A 15865-nucleotide genomic window follows, 5' to 3' on the forward strand; every position below is an offset into this window, starting at 1 on the left:
GCGCGTGCCGACAGGAGGACGGCCCATGAAGGTCACCACGGCAGCACTGCCCCTTCTCCCGCTCTTCCAGCGTCTCCTGCCCGGACTTCCGGGTCTCCCCGGACTTTCCGGCCTCCCCTCGGTCCCCGGACTGCCGGACCTGGCGGGCCTGCCGGGCCGACTGACCGGTCTCTCGCTGACCCTCCTGAAGGCAAGCGCCCTGGAGGCCGCGATCCTCGCCGGGCACCTCCTCCTCTACCCGTCGGGGATCATCCAGGAGCGACACCCGGTCCAGGCCCTGCGCCCGACGAACGACCGGGACGACCGGGACGACCAGGACGCCCGGGACGCCCGGGACCGGGATCCGCAGCCGTCCCCGCCGCTCCCCCGGCTCCCGGCTCCGGTGAGCCCGCCGGTCGTGCTGCTGCACGGCTTCATCGACAACCGCTCGGTCTTCCTGCTGCTGCGCCGCAGCCTGGCCCAGCACGGCAGGCACGAGATCGAGTCGCTGAACTACTCCCCCCTGACCTGCGACATCCGCACGGCGGCCGAGCTGCTCGGCCGGCACGTCGAGGAGATCTGCGAGCGGACGGGCAGCGAGCGGGTCGACGTCGTCGGGCACAGCCTCGGCGGGCTGATCGCGCGCTACTACGTGCAGCGTCTCGGCGGAGACCTCCGCGTCCGCACCCTGGTGACGCTAGGCACCCCGCACGCCGGTACCAAGGTGGTACCGCTGGCGAACGCCCACCCGATCGTGCGCCAGATGCGCCCCGGGTCGGCGGTGATCGAGGAGCTGACCCGCCCGGCGCCCGGCTGCCGTACGCGGTTCGTCAGCTTCTGGAGCGACCTGGACCGGGTGATGGACCCGCTGGAGACGGCCTGTCTGGACCACCCCGACCTGAGCGTGCAGAACGTACGGGTGAGCGGCATCGGCCATCTCGCGCTGCCCGTGCACCCCACCGTGGCCACCGGGATACGGCAGGCACTCGACACGGCCGGACCGGAGACAGATGGGGAAACGAGCACAGACACGGGCAAACACTCCGGCGGGTTGACCGTCGCCTGAGCCCGGAGCAACCCGTTCGGACTCGAACAACTCTCGAACACAAAGCCAAACTCGTGCCCGCCGTCCCCCAAATCACGGCCGATTGCCCGTTTCCTTCGCACGCGAAACCTGACGAAGATTGTCGTGCCCGTATACCGCCGGGTACAGTCGCCGCACTGCTCTGGCAGCCCCTGTTGTCGAGGCGAAAGAGAAGTTGGTGAACGACCGTCACCCGTCGGGGACAAGTACCACCCCGGCTCCGGCTTCCGACGCCGCTTCGGCGCAGTACGTGTCGTACGGCACGGGGGAGGCCCAGTACGGCGACCTCACCACGTTCGGCGACTACACCACCACCGGTTTTTCCACCGGCACCGCCGACACCTCGGCCTTCGACGCGGACCCCCTCTTCGGCAGCATGCCGGGCCACTACACCGGCACCCACGAGGCGACCGGTTCGTACGACGCCACCCAGTGGTCCACCGGCGGCGAGCAGGCCCTGCACTACGACGCGTACGCGGCCCAGCACCACGCCGCCTACGACACCGGCGCCTACGACACGACGACGTGGACGTCCGGGTACCAGCAGCACGAGGCCGCACCGCCGCACGGCGCGGGCACCGAGGCCACCGGGCAGTGGGACACCGGCGCCTGGAGCCACCCGGACCTGTCCGGCGCTCCAGCCGACGCGACCCAGCAGTGGACCTGGGACACGCAGACCTTCGACACCGGCGCCCACGAGACGAGCACCTTCGCGACTGGCACCTTCCACACCGGCGCGTTCGCGGGCGGCCCCGTGGACACCGGCGCCTACGACGCCACGCAGTGGAACGCGGGCCCCGCGGCCACCGACGCGCTCGAGGATTCGGCCCGCCCGGCCGAGCACCCCGCACCGGACGACGCCGCGCCCGTCGACCACGGCACCGAGCCCGGCCCGTACGACGGCGAGTTGGCCGCCACCGGCGAACTCCCCACCGTGACCGCCCTGCTGGACGACCAGGAGGAGGTCACGCCGGCCGCCCGGGTCCCGGCTGCCCGCACCGGCTCGCGCGCCGGAGCGCGTTCCCGTCGCCGCCAGCCCGCCAAGCGCTCCGCGCTGCTGACCATCGCCGTGCCGTCGGCCTGCGTGATGAGCGTCGCCGGTATCGCGGCCGCGTCCGTCGGCAGCCTGACCGGCGACGAGGGTGCGGACACCGCGGCATCCGCGCCGGACCCCGGCAACGCGAAGGCCGCGCCGGTGAAGCCGTCCGCCGCCAACAACAAGCTGGACACCCAGCTCACCAGCCTGGCCGCCGGAGCGGACGACTTCGCCGACCGGGCCAGCCGGACGCAGGAGCGCATCGACCTCAAGGCCGAGCAGGCCGCCGAGAAGAAGCGGGCGGCGCAGGAAGCGGCCCGCAAGGAGCGGCTGCGCCCCAAGTTCGCGCTCCCGGTGAAGCAGCACGGCCTCAGCGCGTACTACGGGCAGGCCGGCATCAACTGGATGTCCTCGCACACCGGTATCGACTTCCCCGTGCTCCAGGGAACGACGGTGATGGCGGCGACCGACGGTACCGTGCGGACGCAGTTCAACAGCGCGTACGGCAACATGATGATCGTGACCGCGAAGGACGGCACGGAGACGTGGTACTGCCACCTCTCCAGCTACCAGGTTCCCTCCGGCACCACCGTGAAGGCCGGCGACGCGATCGCGTACTCCGGCGACTCGGGCAACTCCACCGGCCCGCACCTGCACTTCGAGGTGCGCCCCGCGGGCGGCTCGTCGATCGACCCGCTCCCGTGGCTGCGCAGCCACGGCCTCAACCCGACGTGACGCCGTAACGTCTCAGCAGATCGCCGGGCCCGTCCCCGAGCCGGTCCCGGGCCGGTCCCGGACCGGTCCCGGACGACCGTCCGGGACCGTGCCGCGTGGCGTCGAACCGCCCCTCAGAGCTTCTCCACCGGCGCGTACCGCAGCAGCAGCCGCTTCGGCTTGGTGTCCCCGAAGTCGATCGTCGCCTCGGCGTTGGACCCGGTGCCCTTGACCCCGACGACCGTGCCGAGTCCGAACTGGTCGTGCGTGACGCGGTCGCCGACCGCCAGCGAGACCGTCGGCTGCTCGGCGCCGGCCGACCTGCGGGTGGCGAAGCCGGACGCGCCCGACGCCGACGAGCGGGAACGCGACGACGACAGCGACGCCGCCACGCCCGAGACCGGCGCGGAGGGCGCGGGACCGTTCGCCCCGGTCCGCTTCCACTCCAGGTGCGGGGCCGGGATCTCCTCCAGGAACCGCGAGGGCGGGTTGTACGACGGCTGGCCCCAGGCGCTGCGCAGCGTCGACCGGGTCAGGTAGAGGCGCTCACGGGCGCGCGTGATGCCGACGTAGGCGAGGCGCCGTTCCTCCTCCAGCTCCTTGGCCTGGCCGAGGGCGCGCATGTGCGGGAAGACGCCGTCCTCCATGCCGGTGAGGAAGACGACCGGGAACTCCAGGCCCTTGGCGGTGTGCAGGGTCATCAGGGTGACGACGCCGTCGCCGTCCTCCTCGTCCGGGATCTGGTCGGAGTCCGCGACGAGCGCGACCTTCTCCAGGAAGTCGGCCAGGGTCCCCGACTCCTCGCCCTCGGCCTGCTCCTGCTCGAACTCCAGGGCGACGGCCGCGAGTTCCTGGAGGTTCTCGATGCGGGTCTCGTCCTGCGGGTCGGTGGAGGCCTGCAACTCCGCGAGGTACCCGGTGCGTTCGAGGATCGCCTCCAGGACGGTCGCCGGTCCGGCGCCGGACTCGACGATCGTACGGAGGTCCTCCATGAGCGTGTTGAACCGCTTGACGGCGTTCGCGGAGCGCGCGGCCATGCCGTACGCCTCGTCGACGCGCCTGAGCGCCTGCGGGAAGCTGATCTTCTCGCGCTGGGAGAGCGCGTCGATCATCGCCTCGGCACGGTCGCCGATGCCGCGCTTGGGGACGTTGAGGATGCGGCGCAGCGGCACCGAGTCCTCCGGGTTGGCCAGCACCCGCAGGTAGGCCAGGACGTCCCGGACCTCCTTGCGCTCGTAGAAGCGGACGCCGCCGACGACCTTGTAGGGCAGGCCGGTGCGGATGAAGACCTCTTCGAAGACACGGGACTGCGCGTTGGTCCGGTAGAAGACCGCGACGTCTCCGGCCTTGGCCTCGCCCGCGTCGGTGAGGCGGTCTATCTCGTCGGCGACGAACTGCGCCTCGTCGTGCTCGGTGTCGGCGACGTACCCGGTGATCTGCGCGCCGCTGCCCTGGTTGGTCCACAGGTTCTTCGGGCGGCGGGACTCGTTGCGCTCGATGACGGCGTTGGCGGCGCTGAGGATGGTCTGCGTGGAGCGGTAGTTCTGCTCGAGCAGGATCGTCGTCGCGTCCGGGTAGTCCTCCTCGAACTGGAGGATGTTGCGGATGGTGGCGCCGCGGAAGGCGTAGATCGACTGGTCGGCGTCGCCCACCACGCACAGCTCGGCGGGCGGCACCTCGGCCTCCGGCGGCACGTCGACGGGGTGCTCCGAGGGCACGCCGACCAGCTCGCGCACCAGGGCGTACTGGGCGTGGTTGGTGTCCTGGTACTCGTCGACCAGGACGTGCCGGAAGCGGCGGCGGTAGTGCTCGGCGACGTCCGGGAAGGCGCGCAGCAGATTGACCGTGGTCATGATCAGGTCGTCGAAGTCGAGGGCGTTGGCCTCGCGCAGCCGCGACTGGTACATCGCGTACGCCTGGGCGAGGGTCTTCTCGAAGCCGTCGGCAGCCTGCGCGGCGAAGTCCTCCTCGTCGATCAGCTCGTTCTTCAGGTTCGAGATCTTGGCGCTGAAGGACTTCGGCGGGAACTTCTTCGGGTCCAGGTCGAGGTCGCGGCAGACCAGCGCCATGAGCCGCTTGGAGTCGGCGGCGTCGTAGATCGAGAACGACGAGGTGAAGCCGAGCCTCTTCGACTCGCGGCGCAGGATGCGCACGCACGCGCTGTGGAAGGTCATCACCCACATCGCGTTGGCGCGCGGGCCGACGAGCTGCTCCACGCGCTCCTTCATCTCGCCCGCGGCCTTGTTGGTGAAGGTGATCGCGAGGATCTGCCCGGGGTGGACGCTCCGCTCGGCCAGCAGGTGGGCGATGCGGTGGGTGAGGACGCGGGTCTTGCCGGAACCGGCACCGGCCACGATGAGCAGCGGGGAGCCGGAGTGGACGACGGCGGCCCGCTGGTACTCGTTCAGCCCCTCCAGGAGCGCGGCGGCGTCCAGGGCGGGGCGCGGGGCGCCGTCCCGGTAGTGGGTCTCCCGCTCCGGAGGCGCGTCGAACTTCCCGCCGAACAGATCGTGCGGCACCGGCTCCGGTCCGTGCTCGTCCTCGGGCGGCGGCGGGGGTTCCTCCTCGTGACCCCGGGGGGTCTGGAGGCTCGCCAGGAAGCTGTCGTCAAAGAGGCTGCTCATCGCTCTCCGAGTCTAGGGCGCCCCACCGACAACCCGGTGCCACCCCGGAAAATGCCCACCGCTCCCGGGCGCGGACACGCCCTGCGACCAGCGGAACCACGAAGAGTGACGCCCATGACCGCCCCGGAGGCACCCGAACAGAAGGTCACGAAAATGTATCGGGCATATCACCCACCAACCTTCACAGCGGCCACACGAGTTGGCTACGGTGCGGGGCAGGCCGCTCGACCCCCTCCGGCGAACCTCGCCGGGCCGCGCGGCCTCCGCCGAGTCCGGTACGCCGCACGGCAGCCGGAGCCGGGGACCCAACCGAGAACTTTGGGGTGAATCGGCGACACCGCCCTCCGTGAGGGACGGACTCGCCGTAGGGCAACCCTTCCGCATCACACCGCCCGAACCCGACAGCTAACCCGGTAGGCGGAGCACTGGAAGGAGTCGCCTCCTTGGCGTCGCACCGCAAGTCGCGTCCCACCGGTCCCCGCGTCGCGGGCATACGGACCCCGGCCCTCGCCACCGCGGCCCTCACCTCCGTCGCCCTGCTGTCCCAGACGGCGAACGCCACGCCGTCGGACGACCGGCCGACCCTCGAAGAGGTCGAGAAGAAGGTCGACGACCTCTACCGCCAGGCCGGGTCGGCGACCGAGAAGTACAACGCGGCCAAGGAGAAGACCTCCAAGCAGCGCAAGAAGGTCGACACCCTCCTCGACGACGTCGCCCAGCGCACCCAGAAGCTCAACGACGCGCGCGAGGAGCTGGGTTCCTTCGCCTCCGCCCAGTACCGCACGGGCGCCTCGGTCCCGGAGACCGCGACACTGCTCCTCGCGGACTCGCCGCAGGACTACTTCGACCAGAACCAGCTGATGAACCGGCTCACCGGCCGGCAGAAGACCGCCGTCGACGACTACGTCACCCAGCAGTCCGACACGATGAAGAAGCGCCGCGAGGCCACCGAGAGCCTCGAGACGCTCACCGACTCGCAGAAGGACCTGAAGACGGCCAAGGCGACCGTCCAGAAGAAACTCGCCACCGCGCGGGAGCTGCTCTCGGAACTGACCGCCGAGGAGAAGGCCCGGCTCGCGGCGATCGAGAAGAAGAAGCAGCAGGAGGCCGCCCGCAAGGCCGCCGAGCTGGCGAAGCGGCAGGCGGCGCAGGAGGAGGCCGAGCGCAAGCGCCGGGAGGAGGCCGCCGAGCAGGAGAGCGGCTCCGGATCCTCGGGAAGCTCCGGCGGCACCGGCACGTCGGAGTCGGGCTCGTCGACGCCGGGCACCTCGAACGGCACCAAGGCCGAGAAGGCGATCGCCTTCGCCCGCGCCCAGATCGGCAAGCCGTACGTCTGGGGCGCCACGGGCCCCGGCTCCTACGACTGCTCGGGCCTCACCCAGGCCGCCTGGAAGGCCGCGGGCGTGACCCTGCCGCGCGTCACCTACGACCAGGTCAACGCCGGCACGACCGTCTCCGTCTCCCAGGCACAACCCGGTGACCTGGTCTTCTTCTACGACGACATCAGCCACGTCGGCCTGTACATCGGCGACGGCATGATGATCCACGCGCCGAAGCCGGGCGCGTACGTCCGCGAGGAGTCGATCTTCTACGACGGCGAGTCGTCGATCTACAGCGTGGTGCGCCCGGCCTGATCGCCGCGGGTCCTTAGCATCGGGCCCATGTCATCGGCCACCCATCCCTCCGCGCTGCGCGCCTGGTGGGCGCAGCGTCCACCGGCGGCCGGGGCCGCGGTGATGGCGACCGGCATCGTGTCGGTCGCCCTGCATCTGACGGGCCGCGAGGTCCTGTCCCGGATCGCCCTGGTCCTGGCGTGCGCCGCCTGGCTGATACTGGCCGCGAACTTCGTCTACCTGCTGCTGGCCGACCGGGCGCAGTGGGTGAAGCGGGCCGGGACACCGGGGGCGCTCACCGCCGTCGCCGCGACGACCGTGCTCGGCACCCGCTTCTCGCTGCTCGGCTGGTCGCTCCTGGCGGCGGTGCTGCTGGCCCTGGCCGCCCTGCTGTGGCCGTGGCTGCTGCTCCTGGTGGTGCGGCACTGGGGGCGGCGGATGCCCGGGGCGGTGTTCCTGAGCTGCGTGGCCACGGAGGGGCTCGCCGTGCTCGCCGCCACACTGGCCGCGGCCACCTCGACGCCCTGGCTGGCGCACGCGGCGCTGGTGCCGTTCTGGCTGGGCATCGTGCTCTACCTGATCGCGCTGTTCCGCTTCGATCTGCGGCAGGTGGCCCGGGGCTCGGGCGACCACTGGGTGGCGGGCGGCGCGCTCGCCATCTCGGCCCTCGCCGGCGCCAAGCTGCTCGCGGCGGCCGGGACCGGCATGTACCTGTGGAACGCCGACGACCAGGCCGTCCTGCACGACGTGACGGTCTTCCTGCTCACGCTCGACCTCGCCTGGTACGCCGTGCTCCTGGCGGCGGAGATCGCCTGGCCCCGCCTGCGCTACGACGTGCGCCGCTGGTCGACCGTCTTCCCGCTCGGTATGACGGCGGCGGCGACGCTGTCGGTGGCCGCCGTCGTCGACGTCCCGTGGCTGGACGTGCCCGGCCGGGCGCTGCTGTGGATCGCGGTGGCCGGGTGGCTGGCGGTCGCCGCGGGCGCGGTCGTACGGGCCCGGGCGGGGCTGCGGTCCGCGGCAGCGGACCCCGGTGCGACGGTCAGGTCCACAGCACCGCGATGAAGACGTTGACCAGGGTCAGCCCGCCCACCAGCGCGAACAGCGGCTTTTCCACCTTCTCCTCGTCCCGCTTCACGTAGACCAGGCCGAGGATCACGATCAGTACGGCGAGCTTGACGCCGATCTTGACGTTGTCGACGGAGTAGTCCTGGGCCTGGTTGAGGCCGACCAGGACGGCGCCGGTGACCAGCATCGTCAGCGCGCCGTGCAGCATCGCGGGGGTGAACCGGGCCGTGCCCTGGCCCATCGCCTTCATCTGGGTCAGGAAGCCGCCCAGGAGCGAGGCGATACCGATGATGTGCAGGCCGACGAAGATGTGGATGAGTACGTCCATGGGGCCGGAGCCTAATGAGGGGCCCGCCACGCCCGGACACCGGCCTGCCCCGCAGCCGGACACCGGCTTGCCCCGCCGCCGCCGGACACCGGCCTGCCCCGCCGACCCCATAACAGCTCCCCACCCCCACCCGCCTCCGATCCGGCACATCGGTCATCACCCTGTGTGAAGACGACGCGCCCTGGAGGCGCCGGCGGTCACGTGCGGTCGCCGTGCGATCCGGTGCCGCCACTTCCGCGCATTCCGTCACCGGACCGTTACCGACCCGCCTAGCGTCCTCGCTCAGGCAGCCGGAACGGACCGGAGCCGACCCGGCACGGACCGGAGTCGAGTCGTACGGAAGGACGTGGATCGCAGGTGGGAGCGCACCGCAGGCCGCGACAGCGCGCGACGGGCGGCGGCAGGGCCCGTACGGCGGCCACCATCACCCTCGCGGGCGCGGCCACCGCCGCGGGGCTGGGCGGCGGCACCGGACACGCCGACCCGCAGCCGACGGCGGCACAGGTCAGGGACAAGGTGGACAAGCTCTACCAGGAGGCCGAGGTGGCCACGGAGAAGTACAACGGCGCGAAGGAGAAGGCGGACGCCGCCGAACGGCGCCTGGAGGAACTGCGGGACGCCGCCGCCCGCAAGGAGGACCGGCTGAACTCGGCCCGGGAGGCGCTCGGTTCGGTGGCGGCGGCGCAGTACCGCAGCGGCGGTCTGGACCCGGCGCTGCAACTCGCGCTCTCCTCCGACCCGGACCGGTACCTCGACGGGGCCGCGTTCGCCGAGCGCGCGGGCAGCCGGCAGCAGGCCGCGGTGGGCCGCGTACGCAAGGAACTCCGGGAGATCGAGCAACTGCGCGGCGCCGCCCGCGTCGAGGTGTCCTCGCTGAAGTCGCGGCGCGCCGAGCTGAAACGTCACCGCGAGACCGTCACCGGCAAGCTGGCGGCGGCCCGCCGCCTGCTGTCCCGGCTCACCGCCGATGAACGCGCCGACGCCGGCGACCGGGCCTCCCGCTCGGCGCCGGGTCCCCGGGAGAGCCTGTCCGCCTCGGCCCAGGCCCCCAACTCCCGCGCCGCGGCGGCCGTCGCCTACGCCTACCAGAAGCTCGGCAGCCCCTATGTGTGGGGCGCGACCGGCCCGAACGCCTTCGACTGCTCGGGCCTCACCCAGGCCGCCTACCGCGCCGCCGGGGTCTCCCTGCCCCGTACGACCTACGCCCAGATCGACGCGGGCCGCCGCGTCCCACGGTCCGAACTCCTCCCGGGCGACCTGGTCTTCTTCTACTCGGGCATCAGCCACGTCGGCATCTACGTCGGCAAGGGGCAGATGATCCACGCCCCGAACCCCTCGGCGCCGGTGCGCGTCGCCCCGGTCGACGAGATGCCGTTCGCGGGGGCGACGCGGGTGGTCTGAGACGCCGCCCCGTGCGGGCCGTCAGACCAGGCGCCGTGCCGTCGCCCACCGGGTCAGCTCGTGGCGGTTGGACAGCTGGAGCTTGCGCAGGACCGCCGACACGTGGGACTCGACCGTCTTCACCGAGATGTAGAGCTGCTTGGCGATCTCCTTGTACGCGTAGCCGCGGGCGATCAGGCGCAGCACCTCGCGCTCGCGCTGGGTGAGCCGGTCGAGGTCCTCGTCGACCGGCGGCGCGTCCGTGGAGGCGAACGCGTCGAGGACGAAGCCGGCCAGCCGCGGGGAGAAGACGGCGTCGCCCTCCTGGACGCGGAAGACGGAGTTGACCAGGTCGGTGCCGGTGATGGTCTTGGTGACATAGCCCCGGGCGCCGCCGCGGATCACTCCGATCACGTCCTCCGCCGCGTCCGAGACGGACAGGGCGAGGAAGCGGACGGGCCGCTCGGCGTCGCTCATCAGGGGCGCGCACCGGCGCAGCACCTCCACCCCGCCGCCGCCCGGGAGGTGGACGTCGAGGAGCACGACCTCGGGGCGGGTCGCGGTGATGACCGTGACGGCCTGGTCGACGTCGGCGGCCTCGCCCACGACCTCGACCCCGGTCTCGGCGGTCTGGCCGATCTCGGCCTGGACACCGGTGCGGAACATGCGGTGGTCGTCGACGAGCACCACGCGCACGTGGCGCTCCGCCGCGCCGCCACTCGCCGCCTGCGCGGGCTCGGCCGCCTCGTCCGCTCCCGCCGTTCCCGCCGTTCCGTTCGCCTCGGTCGGGTCGCTCATGACGTCTTCTCCGCCCTCTCCATTTCCAGTTCGACCTCCGTGCCGCCGTCCGGCACCGCGCGCAGCCGCGCCGTGCCGCCGTTGCGCTCCATGCGGCCGATGATCGATTCTCTGACGCCCATGCGGTCGGCGGGTATCGAGTCGAGGTCGAAGCCGGGACCGCGGTCCCGGACGGACACGAAGACCGTCCTGCCCTCGACTTCGGCGTAGACCTGTACGGCGCCGCCCTCGCCACCGTACTTGGCGGCGTTCACCATCGCTTCGCGCGCGGCCTGCATCTGTGCGCTGATCCGCTCGTCGAGGGGGCAGTCGCCGACGACCACCACCTCGAGGGGGACGCCGTGCTTGTCCTCGACCTCCGCCGCGTTGCGCTTCACGGCCTCGGCGAGGGTGGTGGGCTCGTCGTCCTCGTCCTTGCCGTTGCCCTCCGGTTTGTAGAGCCAGGAGCGCAGGTCCCGCTCCTGGGCCCGGGCCAGGCGGCGGACCTCGCCCGCGTTCTCCGCGTTGCGCTGGATCAGGGTCAGGGTGTGCAGCACCGAGTCGTGGACGTGGGCGGCGACCTCGGCGCGCTCCTGCGCGCGGATGCGCATCAGCCGCTCCTCGGAGAGGTCCTGCGTCATCCGCACCAGGTAGGGGCCGGCGAGGAGGGTGATGCCGACGAGGACGGCGAGGGCCGCCTGGAGGACGGAGCCGAGGTGGGCCGCGGAGCCCTGGAGGACGAAGATGCCGGTGACCCCGGCCGTCACCAGCAGGACGCCCGCCACCGAGCGCAGCAGGGTGACCGTGCGGCGGTGGCGTCCCACCTCGGCCCAGCGGGCCCGGCGCGCGTTGTCCGCCTGGCGCCAGACGAGGGCGACGCCGGCGCCGACGAGCACGGTCGGCCACAGGTAGGCCTTGGCGCCGCCGCCGAGGTCGACGTTGCCCACGAAGACCAGGGCCACGACGACCATCAGCAGCAGGGCGACCAGCTGCCCCTTGTCCGGCTTGCGGGCCACGAGTCTGCGGCGGCCGTCCGGCCCGGTCTCGGAGGTGACGAGGGACGGCGGCTTCTGCGCCTCCACTCCACCGACGCCCAGCGGCACGAAGAACCAGAAGGCGGCGTACAGCAGGGCGCCCAGGCCGTCGGCCATGAACAGGCCGACGAAGGCGAACCGCACCCAGATGACGGGCAGCCCGAGATGCCCGGCGAGCCCCCGCGCCACCCCGCCGAGCCAGCGTCCGTCGCTGCTTCGGTAGAGCTTGCGCGGCGGCCGCGGTTCGACGACGGGTGCTGCTGCGGCTTCCGGCATGACACCGATGGTCACACGGGGGCGGGAGCCGGAGCATCAGGGTCGTTCCCCCAATCACCCCTGATCTTCGGACCGGGCAGGGCCGGGGTGGTCTCGAACGCTCCCCGGGCCCGGAGTCAGGGCCGATATCAGGGTCCGACCAGGGTCGAACCGGCTGCCGTCACGGCGCCGCGCCCGTCACCATGGACTCATGACAGATCACGAGCGCGCCGCGACGGGTCCGGGACCCGGCTCCGGCCCGCGCCCCCCGCTGGGCGCCGGGCCGCGGGATGCCGCGCCCGCCGCGGATGCCGGTGCGGCCGACCCGGGTCCACCGGGCGACCCGGGCGACGCGGGAGCCGCCGGCGGCGCGGACGCCCCCGGGCCGCCGCACCGGTTCCGGCGGGACCGGCGGCACAAGGCGCTCGCCGGAGTGTGCGCCGGCCTGGGCCGGCAGTGCGACCTGGACCCGGTGATCTTCCGGATCACGCTCGCGGTGCTCTCCGCGACCGGCGGCATCGGCCTCCTCTTCTACGGCTTCGCCTGGCTCTTCGTCCCCTACGACGACGAGGAGGAGAACGAGGTGCGCAAGCTGCTGACCGGCCGGGTCGACGGCCAGGCGCTCGCGGCGGTGCTCTTCGCCCTGGTCGGCTGCGGGGTCTTCCTCACCATGCTGCACAACGGCGGCGTGCTGACCTTCGCCGTCGTCCTCTCCCTGCTCCTCGCGGGCGCCGGGTACTGGTCGCGGCACCGCAGGGCCCCCGAACCGGACCCGCTCTCGGCCCAGGCCGTCGCCGACGCCCCGCCGGAGGCCCAGGCGCCGCCGATCATGTACACCTGGCCCTCCTGGTGGCGCGACCCCATCGTCAAGGACGGCACCCACGACGGCGGGACGGGCTACATGTGGGGCCCGCCGGACTCCGCGGAGCGTGACATCGCGGCGGCCGTCAACATCGGCCGCGGCATCCCGGGGCGTGGCGACCGCGGCCCCGCGGGCGACCGGCGCCCCTGGTCCCCGCAGACCCGCGGGCCCCGCGGCATCGGCGGCTGGGTGTTCCTGCTCGCCCTGCTCGCCGGCTTCCTCGGGACCCGGCTGACCTGGGACGACCATCCGCTGGGCAGCAGTTTGCAGACCGGTCTGGCGTGCGCGCTCGCCGTCTTCGGCCTCGGTATCGCGGTCAGTGCCTTCCTCGGGCGCACGGGCGCCGGTTCGATCTTCCTGGCGGTCGTCACGGCGGGCCTGCTGGCCGGGTCGGCCGCCGTGCCGGAGAACGTCGGGACGGAATGGGTCCGGACCACCTGGAAGCCCGTGGTCGCGGCCGACGTGCGCGACCAGTACGAGGTCGGTGCGGGCAGCGGCACCCTCGACCTGTCCCGCCTCGACCTGGCCGGGGGGCAGACGGTGAGCACCCGGGCCGACGTGGGCCTGGGCCGAATACGGGTGGTCGTGCCGCAGGACGTGACCGTGCGGCTGAGCGTCGAGGTGGGGGTGGGCGACATCCAGCTGCCCGGCGACGACGAGAAGGACGTGGACGTGGCACCGGGCAAGCACAAGGAGATCACCCTGTCCCCCGCCGGGGGCGGCAAGGACGGCGGCACGCTCGACCTCGACCTCCAGGTCGGCGTCGGTCAGGCGGAGGTGGCCCGTGCTGCGTCATAGGTTCCAGCCGGGGCGCCTGGTGGCCGGCCTCTTCCTGATGCTGGCCGGCGTGCTCTACGCCGGTGACGCGGGCGGCGTCTGGGAGACGCCGTGGTTCGCGGTGATCCCCGTCGTCTCGGGCGGGCTCGGCATCGCGGGCGCGGTCGGCGTCGTGGCGCGGGCCGTGCACCGACGCCGCGGGGAGCCCGGCGCGGCGACGCCGGACGCGCCCTCGGCGGACCTCCCCCGCTGACGACGCCGGACGGGTGTCAGCGGTACCCGCCCGTCCGTCGCCTGCGCCGGGTGCGCAGTACGGCGTCCAGCGACAGCAGCGGGGCGCCGGCGAGGACGAGGGGGAGCCAGGCCATGAGGTAGGCGAGGTCGTTGCCGTAGTAGTAGGGATCGGAGGCCCAGCTGACGGTCAGCCACAGGCTGAGGGAGATCAGCGCACCGCCCAGCGCCGCGAGGCGGGTGAGCAGCCCGAGCAGGGTGCCGATGCCCACGGCCAGCTCGCCCAGGGCGATGGCGTAGCCGAACCCGGCCGGGTTCTTCAGGGCGAGGTCGACCAGGGCGGGGACGGCCGAGGAGTCGCGGACCGTCCGCATCATGTCGCCGATGGAACCGGCGCCCGCGTCCTTCATGAAGGCGCTGTCGGTGAGCTTGTCCAGACCGGCGTAGACGAAGGTGACACCGAGGAAGATCCGCAGGGGAAGGAGGGCGTAGCGGGCGGCGTTGTCCCGCCAGTCTCCCCCGCCCCCGGGTGAGATGTCGACATCCGTCCGCATACCGTGAGTCATCACTGCCAGCCGCCTCTCGCCGCGCATGCCCAGAGCCCCCACAGACCATACGTACGAAACCCGGGCTCCGCTCAACCCCGGCGACCGGTTTCTCGCTGCGGGTTGCGCGCGAGGGGTCAGTCCGTCACGTCGATCGGGTAGCGGTTGGTCTCCACGCCCGCGCCCGTGACGACCTGGACGTCCACCCGGCCCGGTTCCACGTCCGCCGGGACGGGGACCGTCAGCAGGTCGTCCGCGGGGTTGCTGAAGCCGCCGGTCACCGGGACCAGGGGGACGTGGACGTGGACCGCGCCGATGCGGACGACCATCCGCGACAGCCGGTCCGCCCGCTGGGCGCCCGGCGGCACGAAGCCCGCGCCGCGGATCTCGATGTCGTCGCCGGTGCGGATGGGTGCGTCCAGGTCGCCGGCCTCCCGGGCCCGGACCACGGAGAGGATCACCGGCCGGCCGCCCTCGGCGTACTTCCCGGCCACATAGGTCGCCGCCGAGATCAGCACGATCACCGCGAGGCCCCAGGGCAGATCGGGCAGTTGCTCCGGACGCCGGGCCAGCCGTACCGCCGCGAACACCATGGCCACGCCGCTGATCACGACGTACTGGATGTCGGCGAAGGTGCCGCGGCCCGCGTCGTCCGTCAGCAGGTCGCAGGCGCGCGGCCGGTCGGCCCGTACCTTCTGCAACCGCTGCCCCAGGACACGCAGGCCGACCACCCGGCGCACCAGGACCGCGATGCCGCAGACCACCGCGAGCACGGTCACCGCGCCGGTGCCGCGCCCGAGTTCGAGACCGGAGATCAGCGCGTCCCGCCGGTCGTGCCCTGAAGCGACGGCCAGTTGCCCGGCGAGCACCAGGACGGCGTAGGCGACGAAGAGGACCCAGGCCGCCGCCACCGCACGGGAGGTGGACAGGCGGTTGTCCTCGCCGATGACCGGTGCCAGCGCCCCGCCCCGGGCCCGGTGGAACCACGACGCGGCCGTCAGCGCACCGGCCACCACCAGGGCCGCCGCGAGTCCGGCGGTGCGCGCCGCCGACCAGCCCGCGCCGACCGCGGTGAGCGACTGTCCCAGCAGCAGGAGGACGACCGCCGCCCACACGACGGCCGTCGTGCGCCGGCCCAGCGCGGCGAGCCACGCGTCGCCCTCGGCGCGGCCGCGTTCGGCGACGGCTTCCGCCGACTGGGTCAGCTCCTCCGAGACCCACTGGCGGGACGCGGAGGCCGAGTGGGCCACCGCCGCCGGCAGCCCCTGCCCGGCCGCGAACTCGTCCCGTCGCAGCAGGAACGCGGCGACCGCCCTGCGGTGCCCCTCACGGGCACCGTGCGGGCAGTCCCCGCAGGTGCAGCCACCGCCGTGCGCCGCCTCGTACGCACCCCTGTCCGAGCCGCTCCCGCGTCTCGCCTCCTGCACCGCCACGCCCGACGCCCGCCTTCCCGCACCCGGTAAGTCCCTTGGAACGACAGCGAATTGTGCCGTACCCCGGCCCGTGCCCGCGCGCCGCCCCGTCTTACGTCTGCTCAGCACGGGTGATGCGCGGACCG

At 72.7% G+C, this 15865-nt stretch carries 13 protein-coding genes and 1 riboswitch; of the genes, 7 read left to right on the top strand and 6 right to left on the bottom strand.

The window, feature by feature from the left end:
- Positions 1–25: 25 nt before the first annotated feature.
- Together B9W62_RS15065 and B9W62_RS15070 are read left to right on the top strand one after the other, a co-directional pair.
- Positions 26–1045 carry an esterase/lipase family protein gene (locus B9W62_RS15065; RefSeq protein WP_087807677.1) on the top strand — a complete coding sequence of 340 codons (1020 nt, stop codon included), beginning with the start codon at positions 26–28 and terminating at the stop codon, positions 1043–1045.
- A gap of 196 nt (positions 1046–1241) precedes the next feature.
- Positions 1242–2834 (top strand): peptidoglycan DD-metalloendopeptidase family protein, encoded by a 1593-nt coding sequence (locus tag B9W62_RS15070; protein WP_087807678.1) that lies wholly within the window; start codon positions 1242–1244, stop codon positions 2832–2834.
- Between the two features lie 113 nt (positions 2835–2947).
- On the opposite strand, the gene pcrA is transcribed toward B9W62_RS15070, so the two are convergent.
- A complete protein-coding gene (gene pcrA / locus B9W62_RS15075) occupies positions 2948–5437 on the bottom strand; it encodes a DNA helicase PcrA (protein WP_087807679.1) in 2490 nt (829 codons plus the stop codon).
- 254 nt (positions 5438–5691) lie between these two features.
- Positions 5692–5874, top strand: a riboswitch (cyclic di-AMP (ydaO/yuaA leader).
- 6 nt (positions 5875–5880) lie between these two features.
- Between pcrA and B9W62_RS15080 the strand changes: the two genes are divergently transcribed.
- The gene (locus B9W62_RS15080; RefSeq protein ID WP_087807680.1) at positions 5881–7071 is read left to right on the top strand and encodes a C40 family peptidase; all 1191 of its coding nucleotides are present in this window, start codon (positions 5881–5883) and stop codon (positions 7069–7071) included.
- Between the two features lie 27 nt (positions 7072–7098).
- A complete protein-coding gene (locus tag B9W62_RS15085) occupies positions 7099–8115 on the top strand; it encodes a tellurite resistance/C4-dicarboxylate transporter family protein (RefSeq protein WP_087807681.1) in 1017 nt (338 codons plus the stop codon).
- On the opposite strand, the gene B9W62_RS15090 is transcribed toward B9W62_RS15085, so the two are convergent.
- Positions 8093–8446, bottom strand: a complete 354-nt coding sequence (locus tag B9W62_RS15090; protein ID WP_087807682.1) for a hypothetical protein — start codon at positions 8444–8446, stop codon at positions 8093–8095. The genes B9W62_RS15085 and B9W62_RS15090 overlap by 23 nt on opposite strands.
- Before the next feature lie 357 nt (positions 8447–8803).
- On the opposite strand from B9W62_RS15090, the gene B9W62_RS15095 reads away from it, so the two are divergent.
- Entirely contained in the window at positions 8804–9847 is a 1044-nt protein-coding gene (locus tag B9W62_RS15095; RefSeq protein WP_087807683.1) for a C40 family peptidase, read from the top strand.
- A gap of 21 nt (positions 9848–9868) precedes the next feature.
- Here the strand turns inward: B9W62_RS15095 and B9W62_RS15100 are convergent, their stop codons facing one another.
- Both B9W62_RS15100 and B9W62_RS15105 read right to left on the bottom strand, forming a co-directional pair.
- A complete protein-coding gene (locus B9W62_RS15100) occupies positions 9869–10624 on the bottom strand; it encodes a LuxR C-terminal-related transcriptional regulator (protein WP_087807684.1) in 756 nt (251 codons plus the stop codon).
- Positions 10621–11913, bottom strand: a complete 1293-nt coding sequence (locus tag B9W62_RS15105) for an ATP-binding protein (protein WP_087811918.1) — start codon at positions 11911–11913, stop codon at positions 10621–10623. Before B9W62_RS15105 ends, B9W62_RS15100 begins: the two co-directional genes overlap by 4 nt.
- A 190-nt stretch (positions 11914–12103) precedes the next feature.
- Here B9W62_RS15105 and B9W62_RS15110 point away from each other — a divergent pair, with 190 nt between their 5' ends.
- A complete protein-coding gene (locus tag B9W62_RS15110) occupies positions 12104–13552 on the top strand; it encodes a PspC domain-containing protein (protein ID WP_087807685.1) in 1449 nt (482 codons plus the stop codon).
- A complete protein-coding gene (locus B9W62_RS15115; RefSeq protein ID WP_087807686.1) occupies positions 13539–13784 on the top strand; it encodes a hypothetical protein in 246 nt (81 codons plus the stop codon). The genes B9W62_RS15110 and B9W62_RS15115 overlap by 14 nt, the downstream gene beginning before the upstream one ends.
- Positions 13785–13800: 16 nt before the next feature.
- On the opposite strand, the gene B9W62_RS15120 is transcribed toward B9W62_RS15115, so the two are convergent.
- Positions 13801–14328, bottom strand: coding sequence for a DoxX family membrane protein (locus B9W62_RS15120; protein WP_179235496.1), 528 nt, complete (start codon positions 14326–14328; stop codon positions 13801–13803).
- Between the two features lie 116 nt (positions 14329–14444).
- Entirely contained in the window at positions 14445–15740 is a 1296-nt protein-coding gene (locus B9W62_RS15125) for a hypothetical protein (protein ID WP_087807688.1), read from the bottom strand.
- Positions 15741–15865: the final 125 nt, after the last annotated feature.

The sequence above is a fragment of the Streptomyces sp. CS113 genome (assembly GCF_002188365.1).
Classification (GTDB): Bacteria; Actinomycetota; Actinomycetes; order Streptomycetales; family Streptomycetaceae; genus Streptomyces; species Streptomyces tendae.

Excerpts from the sequence above, each read along its gene's own strand:
- B9W62_RS15065 (WP_087807677.1), top strand. The coding sequence starts at position 26 with ATGAAGGTCACCACGGCAGCACTGCCCCTTCTCCCGCTCTTCCAGCGT.
- pcrA (WP_087807679.1), bottom strand. The coding sequence starts at position 5,437 with ATGAGCAGCCTCTTTGACGACAGCTTCCTGGCGAGCCTCCAGACCCCC.
- B9W62_RS15105 (WP_087811918.1), bottom strand. The coding sequence starts at position 11,913 with ATGCCGGAAGCCGCAGCAGCACCCGTCGTCGAACCGCGGCCGCCGCGC.
- B9W62_RS15100 (WP_087807684.1), bottom strand. The coding sequence starts at position 10,624 with ATGAGCGACCCGACCGAGGCGAACGGAACGGCGGGAACGGCGGGAGCG.
- B9W62_RS15120 (WP_179235496.1), bottom strand. The coding sequence starts at position 14,328 with ATGACTCACGGTATGCGGACGGATGTCGACATCTCACCCGGGGGCGGG.
- B9W62_RS15085 (WP_087807681.1), top strand. The coding sequence starts at position 7,099 with ATGTCATCGGCCACCCATCCCTCCGCGCTGCGCGCCTGGTGGGCGCAG.
- B9W62_RS15110 (WP_087807685.1), top strand. The coding sequence starts at position 12,104 with ATGACAGATCACGAGCGCGCCGCGACGGGTCCGGGACCCGGCTCCGGC.
- B9W62_RS15090 (WP_087807682.1), bottom strand. The coding sequence starts at position 8,446 with ATGGACGTACTCATCCACATCTTCGTCGGCCTGCACATCATCGGTATC.